Origin of the sequence: Pseudomonas sp. BRM28 (assembly GCF_002939405.1) — a bacterium.
Classification (GTDB): Bacteria; Pseudomonadota; Gammaproteobacteria; order Pseudomonadales; family Pseudomonadaceae; genus Aquipseudomonas; species Aquipseudomonas palmensis.
Map to the genome: position 1 here is coordinate 5371416 of NZ_PEFV01000001.1, position 22316 is coordinate 5393731.

Annotated in this window: 21 protein-coding genes; 10 read left to right on the forward strand and 11 right to left on the reverse strand. The window is 63.8% G+C overall.

Annotation, left to right across the window (positions count from 1 at the left end):
- Nucleotides 1-27: 27 nt before the first annotated feature.
- A complete protein-coding gene (locus CR917_RS24715; RefSeq protein WP_054915334.1) occupies nt 28-591 on the reverse strand; it encodes a helix-turn-helix domain-containing protein in 564 nt (187 codons plus the stop codon).
- A gap of 123 nt (nt 592-714) precedes the next feature.
- Between CR917_RS24715 and CR917_RS24720 the strand changes: the two genes are divergently transcribed.
- The gene (locus CR917_RS24720) at nt 715-1599 is read left to right on the forward strand and encodes a DMT family transporter (RefSeq protein ID WP_104573111.1); all 885 of its coding nucleotides are present in this window, start codon (nt 715-717) and stop codon (nt 1597-1599) included.
- A 1-nt stretch (nt 1600) separates the two neighbouring features.
- Here CR917_RS24720 and CR917_RS24725 read toward each other — a convergent pair whose 3' ends face one another.
- Nucleotides 1601-2398 (reverse strand): helix-turn-helix domain-containing protein, encoded by a 798-nt coding sequence (locus CR917_RS24725; protein ID WP_104573112.1) that lies wholly within the window; start codon nt 2396-2398, stop codon nt 1601-1603.
- 105 nt (nt 2399-2503) lie between these two features.
- Here CR917_RS24725 and CR917_RS24730 point away from each other — a divergent pair, with 105 nt between their 5' ends.
- Nucleotides 2504-3313, forward strand: coding sequence for a sulfite exporter TauE/SafE family protein (locus CR917_RS24730; RefSeq protein WP_100633983.1), 810 nt, complete (start codon nt 2504-2506; stop codon nt 3311-3313).
- Here CR917_RS24730 and CR917_RS24735 read toward each other — a convergent pair whose 3' ends face one another.
- Nucleotides 3314-4774, reverse strand: a complete 1461-nt coding sequence (locus tag CR917_RS24735; RefSeq protein WP_104573113.1) for a transporter — start codon at nt 4772-4774, stop codon at nt 3314-3316.
- A gap of 130 nt (nt 4775-4904) precedes the next feature.
- On the opposite strand from CR917_RS24735, the gene CR917_RS24740 reads away from it, so the two are divergent.
- The 3 genes from CR917_RS24740 to CR917_RS27840 all read left to right on the forward strand — a co-directional run bounded on the left by CR917_RS24740 (nt 4905) and on the right by CR917_RS27840 (nt 6376).
- Nucleotides 4905-5387 carry an Lrp/AsnC family transcriptional regulator gene (locus CR917_RS24740; protein ID WP_043860522.1) on the forward strand — a complete coding sequence of 161 codons (483 nt, stop codon included), beginning with the start codon at nt 4905-4907 and terminating at the stop codon, nt 5385-5387.
- A gap of 138 nt (nt 5388-5525) precedes the next feature.
- Nucleotides 5526-6257: a carbon-nitrogen hydrolase family protein gene (locus tag CR917_RS24745; RefSeq protein WP_104573114.1), complete on the forward strand. Its 732-nt coding sequence runs from the start codon at nt 5526-5528 to the stop codon at nt 6255-6257.
- The gene (locus CR917_RS27840; protein WP_256589758.1) at nt 6254-6376 is read left to right on the forward strand and encodes a hypothetical protein; all 123 of its coding nucleotides are present in this window, start codon (nt 6254-6256) and stop codon (nt 6374-6376) included. The genes CR917_RS24745 and CR917_RS27840 overlap by 4 nt, the downstream gene beginning before the upstream one ends.
- A gap of 3 nt (nt 6377-6379) precedes the next feature.
- Here the strand turns inward: CR917_RS27840 and CR917_RS24750 are convergent, their stop codons facing one another.
- Together CR917_RS24750 and CR917_RS24755 are read right to left on the reverse strand one after the other, a co-directional pair.
- Nucleotides 6380-7426 carry an LLM class oxidoreductase gene (locus tag CR917_RS24750; RefSeq protein ID WP_104573115.1) on the reverse strand — a complete coding sequence of 349 codons (1047 nt, stop codon included), beginning with the start codon at nt 7424-7426 and terminating at the stop codon, nt 6380-6382.
- 22 nt (nt 7427-7448) lie between these two features.
- Complete coding sequence (locus CR917_RS24755) at nt 7449-8084, reverse strand: glutathione S-transferase family protein (RefSeq protein ID WP_256589759.1); 636 nt, start codon at nt 8082-8084, stop codon at nt 7449-7451.
- A gap of 129 nt (nt 8085-8213) precedes the next feature.
- On the opposite strand from CR917_RS24755, the gene gcvA reads away from it, so the two are divergent.
- Nucleotides 8214-9101 (forward strand): transcriptional regulator GcvA, encoded by an 888-nt coding sequence (gcvA, locus tag CR917_RS24760; RefSeq protein WP_104573117.1) that lies wholly within the window; start codon nt 8214-8216, stop codon nt 9099-9101.
- A gap of 10 nt (nt 9102-9111) precedes the next feature.
- On the opposite strand, the gene CR917_RS24765 is transcribed toward gcvA, so the two are convergent.
- From CR917_RS24765 to CR917_RS24785, 5 genes are all read right to left on the reverse strand, one after another.
- Nucleotides 9112-9273 (reverse strand): DUF2986 domain-containing protein, encoded by a 162-nt coding sequence (locus tag CR917_RS24765; RefSeq protein WP_104573118.1) that lies wholly within the window; start codon nt 9271-9273, stop codon nt 9112-9114.
- Between the two features lie 1547 nt (nt 9274-10820).
- A complete protein-coding gene (locus CR917_RS24770; protein ID WP_104573119.1) occupies nt 10821-13286 on the reverse strand; it encodes a TonB-dependent siderophore receptor in 2466 nt (821 codons plus the stop codon).
- Nucleotides 13287-13383: 97 nt separating this feature from the next.
- On the reverse strand, nt 13384-14364 hold the full coding sequence (locus tag CR917_RS24775; RefSeq protein ID WP_100634000.1) for a FecR domain-containing protein: 981 nt from the start codon (nt 14362-14364) through the stop codon (nt 13384-13386).
- Nucleotides 14361-14876 (reverse strand): sigma-70 family RNA polymerase sigma factor, encoded by a 516-nt coding sequence (locus CR917_RS24780; RefSeq protein WP_256589760.1) that lies wholly within the window; start codon nt 14874-14876, stop codon nt 14361-14363. The genes CR917_RS24775 and CR917_RS24780 overlap by 4 nt, the downstream gene beginning before the upstream one ends.
- Before the next feature lie 165 nt (nt 14877-15041).
- The gene (locus tag CR917_RS24785; protein ID WP_100634002.1) at nt 15042-15350 is read right to left on the reverse strand and encodes a DUF6124 family protein; all 309 of its coding nucleotides are present in this window, start codon (nt 15348-15350) and stop codon (nt 15042-15044) included.
- A gap of 157 nt (nt 15351-15507) precedes the next feature.
- On the opposite strand from CR917_RS24785, the gene CR917_RS27200 reads away from it, so the two are divergent.
- From CR917_RS27200 to CR917_RS24795, 4 genes are all read left to right on the forward strand, one after another.
- Nucleotides 15508-16251: a hypothetical protein gene (locus CR917_RS27200; protein ID WP_146095040.1), complete on the forward strand. Its 744-nt coding sequence runs from the start codon at nt 15508-15510 to the stop codon at nt 16249-16251.
- 304 nt (nt 16252-16555) lie between these two features.
- Entirely contained in the window at nt 16556-17149 is a 594-nt protein-coding gene (locus CR917_RS27205) for a hypothetical protein (protein ID WP_146095041.1), read from the forward strand.
- A 126-nt stretch (nt 17150-17275) separates the two neighbouring features.
- Nucleotides 17276-17467, forward strand: a complete 192-nt coding sequence (locus tag CR917_RS24790; protein ID WP_146095042.1) for a Plug domain-containing protein — start codon at nt 17276-17278, stop codon at nt 17465-17467.
- A gap of 116 nt (nt 17468-17583) precedes the next feature.
- Nucleotides 17584-21030, forward strand: a complete 3447-nt coding sequence (locus tag CR917_RS24795; RefSeq protein WP_256589761.1) for a DUF6531 domain-containing protein — start codon at nt 17584-17586, stop codon at nt 21028-21030.
- A gap of 42 nt (nt 21031-21072) precedes the next feature.
- On the opposite strand, the gene CR917_RS24800 is transcribed toward CR917_RS24795, so the two are convergent.
- Nucleotides 21073-22292 (reverse strand): IS3 family transposase gene (locus CR917_RS24800; protein ID WP_104571780.1). Its coding sequence is split into 2 segments (ribosomal slippage): nt 21073-21944 and nt 21944-22292, totalling 1221 coding nucleotides; the frame shifts between segments, so codons are not numbered across the junction.
- Nucleotides 22293-22316: the final 24 nt, after the last annotated feature.

Here is a 22316-nt window from a genome sequence, read left to right on the forward strand (position 1 = left end):
TCCTGAGGGATAGGGCAGGCAGTTGCTTCAGCTGTGCTCGATCAGCATGACAGCAACGGTATCGGGCTCCAAGGCTTCGAACACATGGGGCTGGTTGGCCGGGTAGCGCAGGTAGTCGCCGGCATGCAACAGCACCGGTGCACTGGCCGGGCCTGCGCTGGCGGCCCCCTGGCACACGAATACATGCTCGAAAGTGCCCGCCGGGTGCGCCTGGGAATGGTGGGGCTGCCCGGGCTGGGCATGCACGCGGTACAGGTCCCGGCGTATGCCGGGCGGGCAGTCGGCGAGCAGGGTCGCCGCGTAGTCGGCGTCGTCGGCCTTGAGCGCCGCACCTTCGCCTGCGCGAATCACCGTGACCGTCTGCGCCGGCTGCTCGAAGAACCGCGTGACCTGAATGCCCAGTGCCGTGGCCAGCGCCCACAGGGTCTCGATGCTGGGGTTGCCAAGGCCGGACTCCAGCTGCGATAGCGTGGATTTGGCCACGCCGGCGCGGCGCGCCAGATCGCTGACGGACATCCCCGACTGCAAGCGCTCGCGCCTGATGGCCTGGGCCAGAATCATGATCGGCGCATCGTTCGATATAATGGTCATTTGTTCGTTATGAGTTGACTGGGAGAGAGGGCGGCGGACATTATGGCACCCACTTGTTCGTTTTGATGGATTTTGTTCGATGACACAGCCTTCTGTTTTTGCCTCGACGGGACACCGCGCGCCATGAATGCACGTTCACGCGGCACCCTCGAAATGGTCACCGCCATGTGCATTTCTGGCACTGTCGGCTGGTTCGTGGTGCAGTCGGGCCAGTCGCCTTCGTCGATGGTGTTCTGGCGCTGCCTGTTCGGCGCCGCCGTGATGGCCCTGGCGTGCTGGGCGCTGGGGGTGTTTGGCACGCTGCGCCCGACCCGCGCGCAGTGGGGGTGGATGCTGCTGGGTGGCGTTGCGCTGGCCTGCAACTGGCTGCTGCTGTTCAGCGCCTACAGCCAGGCCTCCATCGCGGTGGCCACGGTGGTCTACCACACGCAACCCTTCATGCTGGTGGGGCTGGGCGTGCTGCTGTTCGGCGAGCGGATTTCGGCCAGTGGTGCCGGCTGGTTGGGCCTGGCGTTTGTCGGCATGCTGCTGATTGTGACGGCCAAGACGGGGGCGGCCGGGGAAAACTACCTGATAGGTGTGATGCTCGCGCTGGCGTCGGCCTTGCTGTACGCGATTGCGGCGATCATCGCCAAGCGCCTGCAGGGCGTGCCGCCGCACCTGATCGTGCTGGTGCAACTGCTGGTGGGCGCGGCCATGCTCTGGCCCTGGGCGCAGGTGCCGGACATGACCGCACAGCCCCAGGCCTGGGCCTACCTGCTGACCATTGGCGCGGTGCATACCGGGCTGATGTCGACCCTGCTGTACGGCGCCATCCAGAAACTGCCCACGGCGCTGATCGGCGCCCTGTCGTTTCTGTACCCGGCGGTGGCCATCCTGGTCGACTGGCTGGCCTTCGATCACCCCCTCAGCGGGCTGCAGGCAGCCGGGGCGCTGGCCATATTGCTGGCGGCGGCCGGCATGAACCTGGGCTGGCGCCTGGGCTCAAAGCCGGCCCTGAATACCTGAGTTAGACCACCGCATGCCCTGGGCCGCACTGGTCGAGCGTGGCCAGGTAAACACTGGGCGGGGCGCCCAATTGGCGGTGGAACATGCTGGAAAAGGCGCTGGGGCTGTCGTAGCCCAGCTCCAGCGCGACCCGTGTGACCGAGGCGCCGGCCGCCAGGCGGGTGACGGCAGCCATCAGGCAGGCCTGCTGGCGCCAGGTGCCGAATGAAAGCCCGGTTTGCTGGCGGAACAGGCGGCTGAAGGTTCTTGCACTGCAATGCAGGGCACTTGCCCAGGACTCGGCGCTGGTGTCGATGCGGGGTTGGCGCAGGAAGTTGCGACATAGTTCGGCCAGCCGCGGGTCGTTTGGCAAGGGTGCGAACAGCGGCAGGTTCGGCGCGCTGCGCAGCTCGTGCAGTACCAATTGAATCAGATGCCCGTCGCGACCGTGTGTTTCATACAGTGCGGGTACGTGCGCCGTGGCCAGCAACAGGTGGTGGAGCAGGGGCGAGACCACCAGGGCCTGGCACTGCGAGGTATCACGCACCGGCTGCGCCGGCTCTATGTACAGGCTGCGGGTGCTCACCCCGCGCATAAGCACCTGGTGCGGCTTGCCGGCGGGTATCCACACCCCGCTACCGGGCGGAATCACCCAACTGCCGTCCTGGGTTTGGACCTCCATCAGGCCACTCATGCCATACAGAAACTGTGCGCGCCGATGCACATGGGTGGGCAGCAGTGTGTCGGGCGGGTAGTCGGTACCGATGGCGAGCACCGGGCGGGCGACGGCGTCGACGCTGGCGAGCGGAATATTGAGCATGTGAAGCACCTTGGCCGGAACGCGAGGATTATTGGCCAATTCGCGAGGGCTGGCCACATGTCTGGCCGTTAACGTGTGGCTTCCCCCTTGTGTTGGAAGCGATGCATGTTCTGGTTTCTGCTGTGTGCGTTCGGTGTGGTAGCCGGCGTGACGACTGTGCTGTTCGGCTTTGGTGGCGGCTTTGTGGCGGTGCCGCTGCTGTTCGCCCTTATCAGTGTGAGCCATGCGCCGGGGTCGGCCATCGGCGAGGCCGCGATGCATATCGCCGTGGCCACCTCCACGGCGGCGATGATCTTCGGCGCAGGCCTTTCGACCTTGCGCCATGCCCGTGCGCGCACCTTGCAGTGGCCGGTGGTGCGGCCGTTGCTGGGTTACGTTGCGCTGGGTGCAGTACTGGGCGCATGGGCCGCCACGCAGGTGCAAGGGGCGTGGATACGCTGGCTGTTCATCGGCTACCTTGGCCTGACCATTCTTGATGCCGTGTTGCGCCCGGGGTTTACCGTGAGCACAAGCGATGGCATGCGCCCGCTGGGCCGTCGAGCCAGCGCCGTGATCGGTGTCGGCATGGGCGCCGTGGCCGCATTCCTGGGTGTAGGCGGCAGCGTGATGAGCGTGCCGCTGATGCGCAGGCGTGGGGCGAGCATGGCCGTGGCGACGGCGTCGGCCAACCCGCTGTCGCTGCCGATGGCGATTGCCGGTACTGCCGCCTACGCCGTGCTTGCGTGGCGCACCGAAGTGCTGGGGCCCTGGTTTGCCGGCTATATCGACGTGCGTGCCCTGGCCGTGCTGGTGCTTGGCTCGTGGTGCGGCATTCGCCTGGCCGCGCCGTGGATCGGGCGCATGCCCGACGCGCTGCATGTGAAGTGCTACCTGGCCCTGCTGGGGGTGGTGCTGGTGGTGATGGTGGTTGCCTGACTAGCCCAGCCAGACGCTCAGCAACACCGCAGCCAGCGCGACCAGTGCCGTGTTGAGGCACACCAGCGCAAAGCCGAAGCGCACCAGTTCGCCTTCTTCACTGGTGCTGGTTCTGGCCAGGCCCAGGATCAGCATCACGATCGACAGCGAGCCCAGCGCCGCATGCCCCGCCGCGCTGTTCTGCGCCGCCGCGAGCAACAGGCGGCCGTGTTCGGGCAGCATGGCGATGGCGGGCATGAAGATCGCATTGCCGCCCACGTTCGAGCCGGTCATGTAGCCGGACAACCCGCCCAGCAGGGCGACCAGCAACGAGGCGGCGGCCGGTGCCAGGCCGGTCAGCAGCTGCATCAGGCCCGCCAGAAAGCCGGCCTTGACCATCAACTGCGACATGGCGAGAAAAAAGAAGATCGTCAGCAGGGGCCGCTTCGCCCGGGCCAGCAGTGCGGTGCCGATGCGGGTGCCCGGCACCGGCAGGGACGGTGCGCTTCGCGCGTGAAACCCCAGGCCCACCAGCACCAGGATCAGTGCCACGCCCGGCGAGGCAAGCGGCTTCCAGGTGACCTGGGCGCCCTGGACGACCCACAGGTTCTGCCAGCCGGTGATGGCCCACAGCGCCTTGAGCGCGACGATGCTGGTGATCAGCACCAGGTAAGGCCACGCCTGGCGCGGCCATTGTCGCGCCCCGCGTGTGCCGCCGTGGTTGTGCAGGCGCCACAGCCCGCTGGCCAGTACGACGGCTGCGCTCACCAGGCCCGCCGCCACGCCGGCTACCTCCGGCCCCAACCCGCGGCTGCTGCTATAGAGCACCCCCACGAATACCAGCCAGCCAGCGCCCAGCACCATCCATTCGCGCAAGGTGCGAACCTCGGCCAGGTACAGCGCCATCGCCCCGAGCGCGAGAAACACCGGTGCGCTGGTCAGCGCCGAAGTGGCTGCCAGCGCCGCAGCATCCAGCTGGGCCAGGGAAGCGCCGATCACCGATGCCAGGCCCAGCGTGCCCCACGGCATGATCGCCATGCCGGCCAACGCGATACGCAGCGCCACCCGGCGGTCGAACAGGCTGAGCAGCAGCGGCACGGTGGCGATCAACGACACGCCAAAGCCGGTCATGGCTTCGAGCAACGGGGCCAGCCCGAGCACGATGAACACCACCTGGTCGCCGCGCCCGAGCCCGAGCGAGCGTACCCACTGGCTGAATGCCAGGTTCACGCCCATGCGCTCGATGAAGATCACGAAGGCCAGCCCCGGTACGATCACGAACGCGGTGCTGGCAAACAGCACGGCAGTGTCCTGGGCGGCCGCCACCAGGCTGCCCAGGCGCCACGTATCGGCAGCACCGACCAGCCACAGCACCATTACCAGCAGCGTACCGGCGATGGCGGCGTGCACGGGTGGGCGGCGCAGCACCACCAGCATGGCCGTGACCAGCAGCACGGGCGACAGATGAAACAGTGCGAGCATGCGAGCAATATCCTGTGTGAGTCCCGACCAGGGCTGCGGCTGCAGGCTGGGGCTCGATAATATTTCTCGCCGTCAGATAAAGGGGCGCGGATTTCTGGTAGTTTTCGAGAAAATTTCTCGCAGGGTTTCCATGGCCATTCACGATGTAGCGGCTGAGCCGCTGGACAAGTTCGACCGCGCCATTCTTGACCTGGTGCAGCGCGACAACACCGTGCCGCTACGGTTGGTGGCCGAGCAGGTCAACCTGTCCACGGCGGCGGTGCAACGGCGCATCAAGCGCATGGAGGAGCGGGGCGTCATCACCGCCAATGTCGCCGTCGTCGACCCTACTGCGGTGGGTCGGCCGATCACCATCATCGTGGAGGTGATGGCCGAGCGCACCAGCCTCGATGCGCTGGAGGCCATGAAGGCGCACTTTGCGGTGCCTGAAGTGCAGCAGTGCTACTACGTCACTGGCGAGGTGGATTTCGTGCTGGTGCTGACCGTGGCCAGCATGCAGGAGTACCAGGCGTTGGCGCGGCGGTTGTTTGCCGAGAACGCCAATGTCACCTGGTTCAAGACCATTGTGGCGCTGGACCGGGTGAAGGTCGGGTTGCAGGTGCCCAGCCTGTAGGAGCGGGCCTTGCCCCGCGATCTGGCGCGCAGCGCCAGCAGAACCTGCGACGCGATCAGCCTGAAACACCGCACACTTTCCAAGGTAACGATGTTGGTGCAGCATAGGCCCGCGTCGACAAAGGGACATGAGACTCGAATGAAGCTTATCGCTGCGCAAATCTCGGCCACCCCGGGCGATGTCGAAAAGAACCTCGCCCAACACATCGACGCTATCCACGCCGCTGCAAGCCAGGGAGCCGATGCGGTGGTCTTCCCCGAACTTTCGCTGACCGGCTACGAACCCGAACTGGCCGGTGGCCTGGCGATGGCGCCCACCGACAGCCGCCTCGATGCGTTCCAGGCCTTGAGCGATCGCTACACCCTGCTCATCGCCGTGGGTGCGCCAACCCAGGGGAGGGAGGGCACCCAGATCAGCATGATCGCCTTCCAGCCAGGGCTGCCACGTGTGGTGTATTCCAAGCAGCTTCTGCACGCCGACGAACTGCCATTCTTCACGCCTGGTACCCAGCAGCAGGTGTTCCGCCAGGGCGGGCATGTTCTGGTGCCCGCGATCTGCTATGAATCCTTGCAACCCGCCCATGCAGACCAGGCCGCCGCGGCAGGTGCCCAGGTGTACCTGGCCAGCGTGGCCAAGTCGCAGAAGGGCGTGGACCTGGCCTGCAACCATTACCCGGCAATGGCCCGCAAGCATGGCATGACCGTGATCATGGCCAACTGCGTAGGCCCCGCCGACAACTTCATCGGTGCAGGCCAGTCCGCGGTCTGGAACCCGAATGGCGAGCGCGTCTGCACTGCCGACGCCACCCGGCAAGCCCTGATCGCATATGACACACGCACGGGAGAAGCGGGTACTGTCAGCCTGGCTTGAATCACCATCGCCACCCCAATTCGCTGACCACCGACCTGGTGGCCGCGCTCAACCCGGACCTGGACTTTGCCGAGGCGGCGGCCTCGGCTGTCGAAACGGGCTACCCCTGCGCCGGATAAGTGCTACCACCCCTGGGCCAGCGGCGCTGGCCCTTGCAAGGTGGGGAACAGCGGCAACACTTCTTTGGCCAATTCCTGAATGACCTCGTCAACCGGCCGCCGGGCCATCTGAATGCCCAGCGCCGCATGATTGACGCCCGCTGCCTTCCATTCGCCAAGCAACGCGATCAGCCCGTTGCGCCCGGTCTTGAGCACATACCCACCTTGCAACGGCGTGCGCGGGAAGTCGGGGTCTTCGTCCAGGTCGATCCACTCGTTGGTCATGTGCGGGCGAAACCCGCCGTTGGGGATCTGCGAGCGCCACGCCCGAACCTTTTCTGCCAGGCGAAGCGGGCCCTGCGCCGTGTGGGTGGCGTCCGGGTAGGTCAGCCAGCCATCGGCCTGCTCACCCAGCCACTGCAGGGATTGACGCGACGACCCCGTCACGATCAGCGGAATGCGCCCGGTGACCGGTTGTGGCAGTAGCTGCGTGCCGTTCGTCTGGCCCAGCGGCGAGCGGATGGTCGCAGGGCCCTGCGCCAGCAATTGCCGAAAGTAGTCCACGCTGTGGGCAAAGCGCTCACCGCGCTGGTCATGGGCCAGGCCGTAGGCCGGGAACTCCACGGCCCTGTCCCCCGACGCGATGCCCATCACCAACCGGCCGCCCGACAGGCGATCGAGGCTGGCGGCAGACTTGGCCAGGTCGATGGGGTGGCGCAAGGTGAAGATGGCGCTGCCGGTGACCAGCGCGATGTGCCGGGTATGGGCGGCCAGGTAGCCCAGGTACACGAAGGGGTCGAACACCTGGCCGGCATCGCCGAAGGCCGGGTCGAACAAGGGCACGTCGCGCACCCATACGGCAGCAAAGCCCAGGCGCTCGATCTCGCTCACACGCTGCGCCTGGGCGTGAAGCACCGCCATGTCGCCCTGGTAGAAGCGCAGTGGCAGAAAGATGCCCAGTGTCAGGTGATCGGCGGCGAACATGCGCCGGTAGCCGGGGTGGTGGGCGAAGGCTTCGGCGTTCGCGCCGCAGGTGACGGCGGGTGCAGTGGGGTGGGTCATGGTGTTCATGCCTGTTCCTTGGTGTCGGGGTTCATGGGCCGGTGGCAGGGGCGGGCAGGCGAATGCCGCGTTGCACCGCAGGGCGCTGCTCTACCTGCGCGTACCATTGGCTCAACCAGGGCTGCTGGCTGAAGTCGAAGCCCACCAGCTGCGCGATATGCAGCCAGGCGAAGGTGGCGATGTCTGCAATCGAATAGGTGGCGCCACCCAGCCACAGCTGGTTTGCCAGGTGCTGATCGAGGGTGACGAAGGTGGCTTCGGTGAGGGTCCTGTAGCGCTGGATGGCGGCAGGGTTGGGCACGCTGTCGAAGCATTCGAAGTGCACGCGCTGGCCCAGCAACGGCCCCATGCTGGCGCTGTGAAACATCAGCCAGGTGATGCATGCCCAGCGCTCGGGGGCGTCGTGGCCAAGCAACTGGCCGCTCTTGTCCGCCAGGTACAGCAGGATGGCGGCGGACTCGAACAGGGTGATGCCGGTGGCGCGGTCGATCAGCACCGGAATGCGACCGTGCGGGTTGAGCGCAAGAAACTCGGGCCGCTGGTGCTCGCCCTCATCGATGCGCACATGGCGCAGGCTGTAGGGCAGGCCCATTTCTTCCAGGGCGATGGTGATCTTGAAGCCGTTTGGCGAACTGTCGGTGTAGAGAATCAGGTCAGGATCGGACACAGGGCACATACCTCAGGCAGACTAATGCTTGTTGCGTGGTGTGGGTGCCATGCTAGTGAGTGATTGCCTGGGACAAAAACGATTAGTCCTGCGCTTTGACGTTAGATTTTCTAAACCAGGGAATACGCCATGGGCGCCGTTCTACCCTTGCTGGCGCTGCGCGCCTTTACCGAAGCTGCACGGCTGGGCAGCCTCAAGGCGGCGGCCGAGCACATGGGCGTCACCCCCGGCGCCATCAGCCAGCAGATCCGCCAGCTGGAAGACCGCCTGGGCGTCACGCTGCTGGTGCGGGGGCGGCATGGGGTGCAGCTCAGCGATGCCGGCGCACGTCTTTTCCCCGGGTTGTCGCGGGGCTTTGGGCAGATCGAGAACGCGCTACTCGAACTTGAGTCGTTCACCCACGAGCAAACGCTTACCATCAGCACCGTGCCGTCGTTCGCGTCCACCTGGCTGGTGCCGCGCCTGGGTGACTTCAGTGCCCGGCATCCTGACATCGAAGTGCGGGTGGAGGCGTCGGCAAGGCTGGTGGATTTCCAGCGCGAGCGCATCGACATTGCGCTGCGCCATGGCCTGGGCCAGTACCCGGGGCTGGAGTCGATCCCGCTGATGGCGCCGGTGCTGCTACCGGTGGCCAGCCCTCGGCTGCTGGCCGAGGGGCCGCCTATCAACAGCCCGCAGGATTGCCTGAACTACCCGCTGCTGCACGATACCGAGCGAGCGGATTGGCCGCTGTGGCTGCAGGCGCATGGCGTGGAGGCTGACAGCCGTAGCCAGCGCGGTGCCAGTTACGATGAAGACCTGTTGCTGCTGCGCGCGGCGGCGAGCGGGCAGGGCATCGCCCTGGTGCAGGACAACCATGCCCAGGAAGATCTGCACAACGGCAGGCTGGTGGTGGCGCTGGACAGGCCGTGGCCGTCGCGATTTGCGTACTACCTGGTAACGCGCAAAGAGGCCTTGAAGCGGGCGCAGGTGCAGGCGTTCATCGAGTGGATAACGCAGCAGGCGGGCGCTGCGTGACAGGTGTGGCTCAGCCTTCGGCGGCGGAGGTCGGGGTTTCGGCGGCTTCTGTAGCCAGCTTCAGTCGGTCGGCCTTGCAGATGTATTTGGGTTTGCTTTTGGGGGCCAGCTTGGCACTGGCCTTCTTGGCGTTGGCCTTGAGTATCTGCTTGATCTTCTTTTGGCGGTTCATGGTTCTGCTGGGCCTGTAGATGCTTGAAAGCGGTGCGATGGCGGGGAGGTTGCAGGTGTTCTGCAGAGCCTTGCCGGTATTGCCGGTGGGGCGAGTTTACTAAAGGTTGCGCTGCAAGCGTGAGCGTTGTGCGTGGGGGGCTTTGAGGGCGCGTTCGCAGGCTTTGCTGGCGCTGCGCGGCAGATTGCGGGACAAGGCCCGCTCCTACGGCCTGGCGGCCAGAGGCGGAGTCTGCCCGCAGGCCGTAGGAGCCGGCGTTGCCGGCGAACGAGCGCGAAGCGGTCGCAACGCCTGAGTGCGCGGTGTGTCAGGCGAACCGCATGTGCAGGTTTTGCTGGTGCTGCGCACCAGATCGCGGGTCAAGGCCCGCTCCTACGGCCTGGCGGCCAGAGGCGGAGTCTGCCCGAAGGGCGTAGGAGCCGGCGTTGCCGGCGAACGAGCGCGAAGCGGTCGTAAAGCCTGAGTGCGCGGTGTGTCAGGCGAACCGCACGTGCAGGTATTGCTGGCGCTACGCACCAGATCGCGGGGCAAGGCCCGCTCCCACGGCCTGGCGGCCAGAGGCGGAGTCTGCGCAGGGTGTAGGAGCCGGCGTTACCGGCGAACGAGCGCGAAGCGGTCGCAAGGCCTGAGTGCGCGGTGTGCCAGGCGAACCGCATGTGCAGGTTTTGCTGGCGCTGCGCGCCAGATCGCGGGTCAAGTCCGCTCCCACGGCCTGGCGGCCAGAAGCAGCATCTGCCCGAAGGGCGTAGGAGCCGGCGTTGCCGGCGAACGAGCGCGAAGCGGTCGCAACGCCTGAGTTCGCGGTGTATCAGGCAGACCGCGTGTGCAGGTTCTACTGGCGCTACGCACCAGATCGCGGGCAAGGCCCGCTCCCACGGCCTGGCGGCCAGAGGCAGCATCTGCCCGCAGGCGTAGGAGCCGGCGTTGCCGGCGAACGAGCGCGAAGCGGTCGCAAGGCCTGAGTGCGCGATGTATCAGGCAGACCGCATGTGCAGGTTTTACTGGCGCTACGCACCAGATCGCGGGGCAAGGCCCGCTCCTACGGCCTGGCGGCCAGAGGCGGAGTCTGCCCGCAGGGCGTAGGAGCCGGCGTTGCCGGCGAACGAGCGCGAAGCGGTCGCAAGGCCTGAGTACGCGGTGTATCAGGCAAACCGCATGTGCAGGTTTTGCTGGCGCTGCGCACCAGATTGCGGGTCAAGCCCGCTCCCACGGCCTGGCGGCCAGAGGCAGAATCTGCCCGCAGGGCGTAGGAGCCGGCGTTGCCGGCGAACGAGCGCGAAGCGGTCGCAACGCCTGAGTGCGCGGTGTGTCAGGCAGACCGCGTGTGCAGGTTTTGCTGGTGCTGCGCGCCAGATCGCGGGTCAAGCCCGCTCCCACGGCCTGGCGGCCCGAAACAGATCATCGAGCCATGCATAATCCGCTTCTGCCCGCAGGGCGTGGGAGCGGGCTTGACCCGCGAATCGAGCGTGAAGCGGTCGCAGCGCCTGAATGCACGGTGCAGCAGTCAATCTGCATATGCCGGCAATCACGCTGACCCCGGCGCATCATCAGAAGCTGTACTTCGCCGTAACCATCAAGTTGCGCGGGTCGCCAAACACGTCATATGGGCTCCACGTGGAGTTGCTGGCGATGCCCTGGTAGTACTTCTTGTCGAACACGTTGTTGATGTTCAACTGCGTGTCCAGATGCTTGTTGACCTGGTAACCCGCCATCAACCCGACCAGCGCATACGCCTCCTGCTCGACATGGTAGTTGCCGAACACATTGCTGCCCTTGTTGAAGGTCGCGCTCTGGCTATAGAGGTTGGCCCCCACACGCCACTGCTTCAGATCACCCTGCAACTGGTACGTGGTACTGGCCTTGAACATATGACGCGGCAGGTCGGTGTCGAACAGCCGGCCTTCCTTGGCCTTGTCGGCATCCTTCTCGTACTTGGCCTGGGCGAACGTATAGCCGGCGCCCACTTGCCAGTTGGGCGTCAGCGCACCATTGATCTCGAACTCGATGCCCTGGCTGCGCACCTTGCCGGCCGCTTCATAGCACCCGTAGCTACCCACCGGGATGACCTTGCACAGGCTTGCATCCGCCACCTCGGCCGCGCGGTTGAGCTGGTCGATCTGGAACAGCGAAGCACTGGCATTCAGCGCGCCGCCAAAATACTCACCCTTGATACCCACTTCGTAGTTTTCGCCGGTAATAGGCTCGATGCCTTTGCCTTGGCCGTCCTTCTCGGTCTGCGGCTGAAAGATATCGGTGTAGCTGGCATACACCGAATGGTTGTCGTCCAGGTCATAGATAACCCCGGCATAACGGGTGACGTTGCGCCCCACCTTGGTCTTGCCCGAGGTGTAGTACTGGTCGTTGATCTGGTCATAGATGGCCGTGGCGTCGTACCAGTCCAGGCGCGCACCGAGTATCACCTTCAGCGGGTCGGCCAGGTTCCAGCGCGTGGTGAGGTAGAGGCCTTCCTGATCGACCTTGTCGTCGATGGAGTAGATGTCCGGCACGTTCGGTCTGGCAAGGCCACCCGGGTTGAAGCGGTTGATGTCCGGCACATCGACGAACACCGTGCCACCGGTGGCTTCGGTCTTGAGCTGGCGCTTGCTGGCGCCGACCACCAGTTCATGCTCGCGCCCCAGCAGTGTGAACGGGCCTGTGGCGTAGACATCGTAGGTGGACTGATCGAAGTCGCGGTTCTGGTTGAAGATGCGCTGGCGGTAGGTGGCGTCGTTGTTGCGCTCCAGCACGCCGCCCATCATCTTGAATTCGGACCAGTTTTTCGACGCGCCCAGGTGAAGGCGCCAGTCGTTGTCGAAGCGCTGGTCGAGCTCGACGAACACCGTCTTGTTCTCGACGTCCTGGTGCGACCAGCTGTAGCCGAAGGTCTTGGAGCGAGAAAAACCCATGTGGCTGCCATCGGGGTTCACCGGCAGGCCGCCCCAGTTGATGTTGTTATTGTCGTTCTGGTCGGACGCGCCCACGGTCAGGGTGGTGCTGTCGGTGAGGTCGAACTCGCTGATGCCGTAGAACACCCCGCGCTCGCGCCCGGCGTAATCCTGATAGCTGCCCTTGTCGTTGTACGCGCCGACGATGCGGCCACGCACGCTGGCGCTGTCGTTCAGCGGGCCGGACACATCCAGCTCGCTGCGGTAGTTGTCCCAGCTGCCGGCGCTGCCGGTCACGCTGGCCTGGAACGCCTGGGTAGGGCGCTTGCGCACCATGTTGATGGCGGCCGACGGGTTGCCGGCCCCTTGCATCATGCCGGTGGCGCCGCGCACCACTTCGACGCGGTCATAGGGGGCCAGGTCGGCGGTGGCCACCCAGTCTGCGTTGTAGGTGGTGGGCAGGCCGTCGAACATCAGGTTGGTGATGGGGAAGCCGCGGGCGAAGAACTCGCTGTTGGCCGGGCGCGCGGCCGACAGGCGCAGCCCGGGCGTGGCCTGCACCACGTCGTCGAGGCTGCGCATGCCCTGGTCGTCCATGCGCTGGCGGGTAATCACCGTGACCGACTGCGGTGTTTCGCGCAGCGACAGCGGCAGCTTGGTGGCGGTCTGCATGGCGCCGGTGGTGTACGAACCGCTGTGCTCGGTGGTCGAGCCCAGGCCCAGGCCGCTGATGGTGGTGGCGCCCAGTTCCAGTGCATCTGCGCTTTGGCTACGGGCAATCAGCAGGTAATTGCCGCTGGCGGTGCGGGTAACCGTGAGGCCGCTGCCGGCCAGCAGGCGTTCGAGGCCATCCTGCACGGCATAGTCCCCACGCAGTGCCGGGGCGCGCTTGCCCTGCACCAGCGCCGGGTCGAACGGCAGGCTGATGCCGGCCACCTGGGCAAAGCTGTTGAGCGACTCTTCCAGCGGGCCGGCCGCCAGCTCGTAGTGGCGGCTGCTTGCCTCGGCGGCCTGCGCGGCCGCACTGGCCAGCGACACGCTGGTGGCACCGGCCAGCAACATACTGCGCAGGGTCAGTGCCAGCACGCTGCGCTGCAAAGGCCGGGTGGGGATAAAAGCAGAAGACATGGACGGCGTGCTCCTTTCGAATGACGAGGTGTATTGCATGTCTGTCGAAGAGGGCGGCAAAACCCGTAAAAGTTTTTGAGATTTCTTCTCATCAGCCTTACCGGGCGACGATACGGGTCCATAACGGGGTAAAGCGTTCCACCCGCACCGGCAGCGAATCGCTCAGGGCGCTGAGGGCCTGGTCGATGTCATCGAGCTGGAACACGCCCGACACCTCCAGGTGCGCGATGGCCGGGTCGCAGCGCAGCCAGCCGTGGCGATAGCGCGCCAATTCTGCGGTCAGCTCGCGCAGTTGCATGCGCTTGGCCACCAGTTGCCCGCGCGCCCAGGCGCTGGCGTCGAGTGTGCTGGTTTCGAACCGCTGGCTGCCGATTGCATCGATCAGGTATTGCTCCCCGGCGGCAACCATCACCGGCTGGCCCTTGCCCTGAATCGCCACCACCCCATCCTCGACCCGCAACCGCGTGCCGCTGGCTTCATCACGCACCGCAAAGGCCGTACCGATGGCCTGCAACTGCGCATGCCGCGTGCTGACCCAGAAGCTGCGACGCCCGCCCGCCGTGGCGGCGTCCTTGCCGGTGTCGATAAAGATTTCGCCGCGCCGCAGCACGATCAACCGGCGCTGGGCGGTGAACTGCACGTCCACTGCACTGGCTGTGTTCAGTTGCAGGCGGGTGCCGTCGTCCAGCAAAAACTGACGGCGCTCGCCCACCTCGGTGGCGTAGTCCGCGCCCCAGGGCACCAGCGTGCTGTCACGCATCGACCAGCCGGTAACGCCGCTGGCCAGCAGCCCCACGCCCAGCAGCTTGAGCGCCTGGCGCCGGCTGTGACGACCGCCTTGCAGGCGTTGCAGGGTGTCCCGCGCCACCGAGCCGGGCAGTGCGGCCAGGCCCTGGAAGGTGGCATCGCTTTTCTGCAGCGCTTGCCAGGCCACCTCATGCAGCGCGTGCGCCTGACGCCAGCGTTGGCAGGCCTCCAGCAGTTGCGGGTTGGCGCCGTCGGACTCGATGCGCACCAGCCAGCCGATGGCCTGGTCCAGCACGTTGTCGGGCAGTTCGGGCAATGGCGGGCGGCTCATCGCTGGGCCAGGTAGCAATGGCGAATGGCGCTGGCCATGTACTTCTCCACCGAACTCAGGCTTACCGCCAGGCGCTCGGCGATCTCCTTGTAGCTCAGGCCCTCCAGGCGCGACAGCAGAAAGGCCATGCGCACCTTGGGCGGCAGGCCGTTGAGCACGGCGTCCACACGGGTCAGGGTTTCCAGCAGTATCAGCTGCGACTCGGGCGACGGCACCTCGGCTTCGGGCAGGTGTGCGATGGCCTCCAGATACGCCCGCTCGACCCGCTGGCGGCGCACGCGATCCACCAGCAGCCCGTGGGCCACGGTGCTCAACCAGGCACGCGGCTGACGCAACTGCTGCAGCTGCTCCGGCTTGCCGAGGATGTGCACGAAGATGTCGTGGGCCAGGTCCGCCGCGTGGTCGCCGTGGCGCATGCGCTTGCGCAACCAGCCCAGCAACCAGGCGTGATGGTTGATGTACAGCGCACGAACATCGGCATGAGGGGTGCGGGAAGTGGATGGCGACGACACGGAAAACCTCAGCATGATAGCCAGGTGCATTTGAGAATTTGTCGCATCCTAGTGCCAGTGGGCCGTGGACAGCAAGGGGAGAGTGCGTGATGTTGGGGGGCAGGTGGGGTTTTGGTGGGCGGAGCGAGCTCGGTAGGCCGCGTGTGCGGCCCGTGTGTTGCGTCGTTACTCGGGTGTCGCGTTTGCTTCCATGCCGTCCAGCACGGTGTCGATCAGTACGGTGCTCATTTCCAGCGATTGCTGTGCGGCGATCAGCAGCGTCTTGAACTGCTCGTCGGCGCGTTCGCAGGCTTGGGCGGTGGTGTCCTTGGCGCATTGGATCTGGAGCGACAGGTGAACCAGGGCGTCTTCCAGTTCGATGCCTTCGCAGACTGAAAACAGGGGCGGGTGATTGCCGTTGCAACAGCCGAAGGCGGTGTAGATGCGTTTGCGGGGTTGAGTAGTAAGCGGGGGATTGGAGACGGTTTTGACCATTGTGCAGCTCCCTTTTTGAGTGGAACCGCCATCTGATGTTCAGGTGGCGCAGTTGCGCCTTTTGCATTAGCGGGCCGCGACGCCCGGTCGCTGGATTGACAGCGACGTCGCAAGATTAGCGGGGTTGGGGTGGGGATTCAAGGCGTTCTACAGCGGTATGCGCACCCCCCATGAAGCGGGAGCCGGATGCTTGTGCATTATTGCTCAGGCAGCAAGGCTGGATCCGCTCGATGCAACTGGCAAAGTTGACAGTTGTGACAAGCAAAATGACGTAGCAAGCTATCCAGGAGCACATAGCCGAGTGCCTTTCCTGGGAGCATCGATCATGAGTGCAACATCCTTCAGCGTACAACTCCAAAACGAAATGGAAGGTAAGATCAATTATTTCCACTACCAAAAGTTCGGCGACCCCGCCTCGGGTACAAAATCCGCATTAACATCGCCCCAAACTACTTATGACTTCAATCTCTACCCCGGCGGAAAGTTTATAGCGACGACCGCCGAGTCCTACCAAACGCAGCTTGAAGATCCAAAACTTCTTCGATTCAAATTTACAAATAATTCAGGTTTTCCTGTCGGGTTGCTCCGCGTATACGGTGAGCCCCCTTATCCCGACTGGGTAATAGCCGCGCTGGAGGACATTCCGGGGGACGAAAGTGAGGAAGACGTTCAATCTCAGCGCGAGTTAATAATCGATAGATACAACCAAATGGTTGGGGGGGTGAATACAGGACCGAAGCGGTTTCCAGGGGGGGTACTACGGCGCTGGATCGACTACGAACCTCGCCGTGGCGACCCCTCTAAATGGTACGCATGGCTGCTACGTCCAGGAAGGTCAACTAGTGTGGCGGTAATCGAAGGAAGCGTATGGGCGGTGAGCGAAGCAAAAAACGAAGACTGACCTTTTCCCCTGGCAGCGCAACGGGGAGCTTGGGTGCTGTACAGAACTCAAGTGACCCTAGTTCAGCTCTCGCGTCGTCAGCATTTTTAAGTAGTGCATGCGTTGAACAGAGGAGGGTGATTGCCGTTGCAACACCCTCCCTTTTTGAGTGGAGCTGCCATCTGATGTTGGGGTGGCGCAGTAGCAGTGCGCGAGGACCGTTCGCTGGATTGCCTGCGAGCTCGCAAGGTTTGCGGGTTGGGCGCGGGGCTTCTACACGCTCTACACCTGTATGCGCACCCCCCATGAAGCGGGAGCCGGATGCTTGTGCATTATTGCTAAGGCAGCAAGGCTGGATCGGCTCGATGCAACTGGCAAAGTTGACAGTTGTGACAAGCAAAATGACGTAGCAAGCTATCCAGGAACACAAAGCCGCGTGGCTATCCTGGGAGCATCGATCATGAGTGCAAAAATCTCCAGCGCAACATCCTACAGCGTACAACTCCAAAACGAAATGGAGGGTAAGATCAATTATTTTCACTACCAAAAATTCAACGACCCCACCACGGGTACAAAATCCCCATTGAATTCGCCCCAAACCATTTATGACTTCGTTCTCTACCCCGGCGGAAGGTTTATAGCGACGACCGCCGATTCCTTAACTGCGCCACCTGAAGATCCAAAAAATCTTCTATTCAAATTGACAAATAATTCAGATTTTGACTTCTGTCTGATTGAGCTGAATTCTACCGACGCTTCCATTAAGAAATGGCTCAACTCAGACAATCCTACGGAGCAACCCGCCTACAAGACAAAGTATAGACAGAGGCCAGTGTTGTCCAAACAGTCTGTGACGTTGGACTTCCCCAATGGAGGCCACTGGTATGTGGGCGAGATGCCAGATCGGAAACGCACATAGCCGCGCAATGGGGAGCTTGGCTTTGTAGAAAACTGAAGTGACGATAAATGCAGCGCTCGAGCTGTCAGCACCTGCCACATAAGTTCCAAACATTGGAGGTAGGCAACGCAAGTCAATGGGAAGTAGGTGACGTGCTGGATGGGGCGCTCTAGGCACTGTACGAAAAGTACTGTCTTAACTGTCGCCAGCACGTTCACCCGGGCCCCCGGCGTCAACCTGGGCTACATCGGTGGTCGCGCCGAGCAGGTGGTGTTCGTGCGCGGCTTCGACCGCCTGCCGGTGCCGGTGTATATCCGCGGCATCTACATCTTTATGTGACACATCCCACACAACTCCAGGAAGTTTCTCCATATCTGAGAATTCCTTGCCCTCGTACCCTTTGCCTTCATGGACCACCCAGGGCGCTTCGCCCCTGCCTAGGAAGGCTATTCCCGATGTCTGCTTCCCCCACCGGGTCCACGCCCAGCGAGCGTGAGATCCAGATTGCGATTGCCCCACTCGAAACCCTGCTCAGTGAAGACCTCGGCGCTGCCGCCGTCTCTGTCGACCACTGGCTGCGCGAGGCCACCTACGGCCTGGTGAACCTGCAACTGCTGCGCCAGACCGGCGAAAATGTGCCGGTGGTCTGTAATGCCCTGGCCGGTGTGGATGTACTGATCGACATCCTCACGCTGCTGGAAAGCCCGTCCCCCGACCCGCTCGACTGGGTCAGCCTGGGCATCAACCTGATCGGCGTCTTGCCGTTTCCCCCTGGGCTGGCCAAGGCGCGCATGGTGCTGCGCCCGGTGCTGCAATTGACCCGCCAGACCCTGCGCCGTCGCCCGGGGGCGAACATCGGCGCGGTGATCCTGGAGATCATCGACGGCCACCTGCATGCCAACATCCGCGGCGCCCTGGAACACTACGTACGCGAGGCGCTGGCCCAGTTGCCGGCCATGCTCGGCGAGGCCGCCGACACCGCGCGCCTGTTGTTCACCACGCTGGCCAGGGCCATAGAAGCCGCTGCCCGGGGCCAACTCGACGCCGCAGCCAGCCACCAGTTGTCACGCACCCAGATGACCCAGGCGGCGCTGTACGACTCGCTGCTGAGCACTGATGCCTGGCGCCTGGCGCTGTCGGCCTTGGCCAATGCCTCCGAGGGCAACCTCAAGGCGGCCTACAACCATGTCGCCAGCCACTTCGGCGAGGCGCTGGAAAGCCTGCTGCGCCCGCTGGTGCACACGCTCGACGGGTTGGCCGCGTCGGTGCCGGATCGCCTCGAAGCCCTGGGCGCCCCTGGCATGCAAAACAGCATTGCCTGGCTGCTGAGCCGCCTGCTGGAAACCGTGCTGGCACACCCCGCCAGGCGCGGCGTTGCCACCAGCATTCGCCCCGGGGTCACCCAGCAGGCGCGGCACATACACAGTGAAGGCCCGACCGAGGTGGTCAGCCGCCAGGTCAGGGCCAAAAAGGCCCCCAATACCGACAAGAATGGTATCTGTCCCTGTACCGGCCACAGCATCGGCCATGTGCTCGGCGACGAGACCGTCGTTCATCAGGACTTCGCGTTGTCCGGCCCGTTCCCGGTGGATTGGACCCGGGTCTACAACTCGCGGCTCGACGCGCTGGATAGCGGCACCATAGGCGCACGCTGGATCACCGAGTTCACCACCTGCATCGATGTGGTCGACAAGAGGCTGGTGCTGCATGACAGCGATGGACGCAGCCACGACTTCCCGTGGCTCGAGGTCGACACCTGGCACCACGACCCCATCGAATACCTGACCCTCAAGCGCACCCGTGCACAGCAGCTGACCCTGGTGCGGGGCCAGGAGCGGTTCGAAACCTATGCCCAGGTCGGCGAGCGCTTTTACCTGACCCACATTCGCCTGCGCAGCGGTGCCGGTGCCATGCTGCATTACGAGCATCGCCACAACGGCCAGCCGGTGCTGTCCGATATCAACACCTACCAGAACGACGACCCGAGCAAGGTGCACCTGCAACTGGGCACCCTGCTGGATGAGCAGGGGCATATCCAGGGTGTGTGGCAGGTGGTCGATGGCAAGCCGCTGCGCCAACTGTGCGCCTATCACTACGACGGCGCGGGTGACCTGGTAGCGGCTCAGGATGAAAACGGTGCCGCCTGGCACTATGAGTATCAGCATCATCTGATCACCCGTTACACCGACCGCACCGGCCGTGGCCTCAACCTCGAGTGGGATGGCACAGGCCCGCACGCCAAGGCGATTCATGAATGGGCGGATGACGGCAGCTTCGAGACCCGTCTGGCGTGGGACCCGAACATCCGCCTGACCTACGTCACCGACGCCCACGGCCAGGAAACCTGGTACTACTACGACGCCCTTGGCTATACCTACCGCGTCGTACATCCCGATGGCCGCGAGCAATGGCTGTTCCGTGATGCACGCAAGAACATCATCCGCCACGTGCACCCCGACGGTAGCCAGGACCGCTACAGCTTTGATGAGCGCAGCAACCTGCTGCAGCACATCCGTCCCGACCACAGCACGCTGCACTACGCCTACGACGACCATGACCAGCTGATTAAGATCCGCGATGCCGAGGGTGGCCTTTGGCTGCGCGACTACGACGAGCGCGGCAACCTGGTAGAGACGGTCGACCCGCTGGGCAACAAGACCGAATTTGCCTACACCCCAAGCGGCCTGGTAAGTGCGATCAAGGACGCCAACGGCAACCAGAAGGCGCTGGCCTACAACGACGCCGGGCAACTACTCGAGTACGTCGACTGCTCCGGCAAGACCAGCCAGTGGGCCTACAACGACTTCGGCCAGCTGGTGCAGTTCGCCGACGCAGCGGGCAACAAGACCGCCTATGAGTACAAGGCCGGGCAACTGTCCAGGGTCACCCACCCCGACAACACCGAAGAGCGCTTCGAACGTGATGCCGAGGGCCGTCTGCTGGCGTACCTCGACGCGCTCGACCGCTGCACCACCTGGACCTATTCCGGCGCCGGGCTTCTGGCCGAGCGCGTCGACGCCAACGAGCACACCCTGCGCTACCGCTGGGACAAACTGGGCCGGCTGATTGGCCTGGAAAACGAAAACACCAGCCAGGCGAGCTTCGTGTACGACCCGGTCGGTCGCCTGTTGCAGGAGACCGGCTTCGATGGCCTGACCACCCGCTATCAATACGACCCGTACAGCGGTCGCCTGGCCTCGACCCAGGTCGGCCAGCGCCGCATCGACCTGCGTTTCGACCCCATGGGTCGGCTGGCCGAGCGTACCGCCAGGCTGGGTGATCAGTCCCAGACCGAGCGCTTTGCCTATGACGGCAACGGCAGGCTGATCCAGGCGATCAACGCGGCAAGCCAGCTGCAGTGGTTCCATGACGAGGCGGGCAATCTGACCCGCGAGCATCAGCATTACCTGGGGTTGCAGCAGCCGATGGTGGCGGTGTGGACGCACAAGTACGACGTGCTCAACCAGCGCATCGCGACCGTGCGCCCCGATGGCCATACGGTCAGCTGGCTGACCTACGGCAGCGGCCACCTGCTGGGCATGAAGCTCGACCAGCACGACATGCTCAGCTACGAGCGCGATGACCTGCACCGTGAAGTGGCGCGCCGTCAGGGCAACAAGCTGATGCAGACCCAGGCCTGGGACCCGGCCGGACGGCTGCAGGAGCAACTGCTAGGCAGCCACGACGGCAAGTCCACGTTGCTCAAGCGTCAGTACCAGTACGATGGCGCCGGGCAACTCACCGACATTCACGACAGCCGACGTGGTCAGTTGGCCTACCAGTACGACCCTGTCGGTCGCCTGTTGCAGGCCACCAGTCGCCTGGGGGTGGAGACATTCGCGTTTGACCCGGCCGGTAACCTGCTGGACGAGAAGACGCAGCAGCTCAACCGCCCTGTCTAGTCCTGAAATAGGTTTACACCTGTTCAGGTAGGCCGATAGGCCTCAAAACGCCCGATGCACCGCATCGGGCGTTTTGTTTTTCAGGGCCATATGGGGCCGTTCTGTGTTGTAGATCTGCACTGCCTCATCAACCATCTGCCTCGCTTGCTCCAGATCTTCAGGTCTGCTTAACAGCAGCTCCATCTTGAGGATTCCGTTGATTCGCTCAGCCAGCGCGTTCTGGTAGCAGTCATACCCATCAGTCATGGAGCACTGAACGCCGTGCCGTTGGTGCAGTGACTGGTATAGCGCCGAGCAATATTGGATGCCTCGATCCGAATGGTGGACTAATGGCTGGCGACGACGTCGCTTTCGTAAGGCCTGCTTGAAGGCTTGCGCTACTGACTCGGCATGCAGGCTTTCATGGACGTGGTGACCAACAATTTTCCTGGAGTACGCGTCCGTTACCAGGCTCAGGTACAGCGGGCCGTTACGTGCGGGCAGATAAGTAATGTCGGCAACCCAGACGTGCTCCGGCCTTGTCGGAACGACTTGGCTTGGACCGGGCTTGATTAAGTTGGGATGGCGGTAGAAGCGATGAAAGCTCTGTGTTGTCTTGTGGTATGCCCGCTTGGGCAGTACCAGCAAACGGCGCTCTCCCAAGACCTGAAACAGCCTATCTCGGCCGACCTGGAATCGTTTGTCAGGTTGGCAATGCAGCAAATAGTGCAGCTTACGGGTACCCAGACGGGGCTGGCGCAGCCGGACTTGCTGAACAAACTGAACCACCCGATCTGCCTGGCGCTCTTTGCCATCAGCAGCTCGGTTGCGCTTGTAGTAAGCCTGTCGACTGATGCCTAGAAACTGACAAGCCCTGGCAATGCTCAGTCCTGCGACTTGACCTTGCGAGAGGACTTGCCGGATCGCTTTTTTACGACCGAGACACCATAGTCATTTTTCAGAACATCAACGACCGTTTCAAAGAACTGGGCCTTCTGGCTCATCAGCTCAAGCTGCTGCTCAAGCTCTTTGATTCGCTGCTCTGGAGTGAGCATTTTGGGGTCAGACATCGCGCAGCTCCTCTCGTCGCGGATCGAGGCCCCCTGGCTCCAATCCTGCCGACCGTGCTTACGCAACCATACCAGAACCGTCGACCGTCCCTGGATGCCATACCGCACCTGGGCCTGCTTGTAGGTCAGTTCGCCTTTTTCAATCTGATCAACCACCGCCAATTTAAAAGACAGTGAGTAATCACGCTGTGTGCGCTTTACACCTTGCTCCATCTGACTCTCCGGAAATTCGGGATG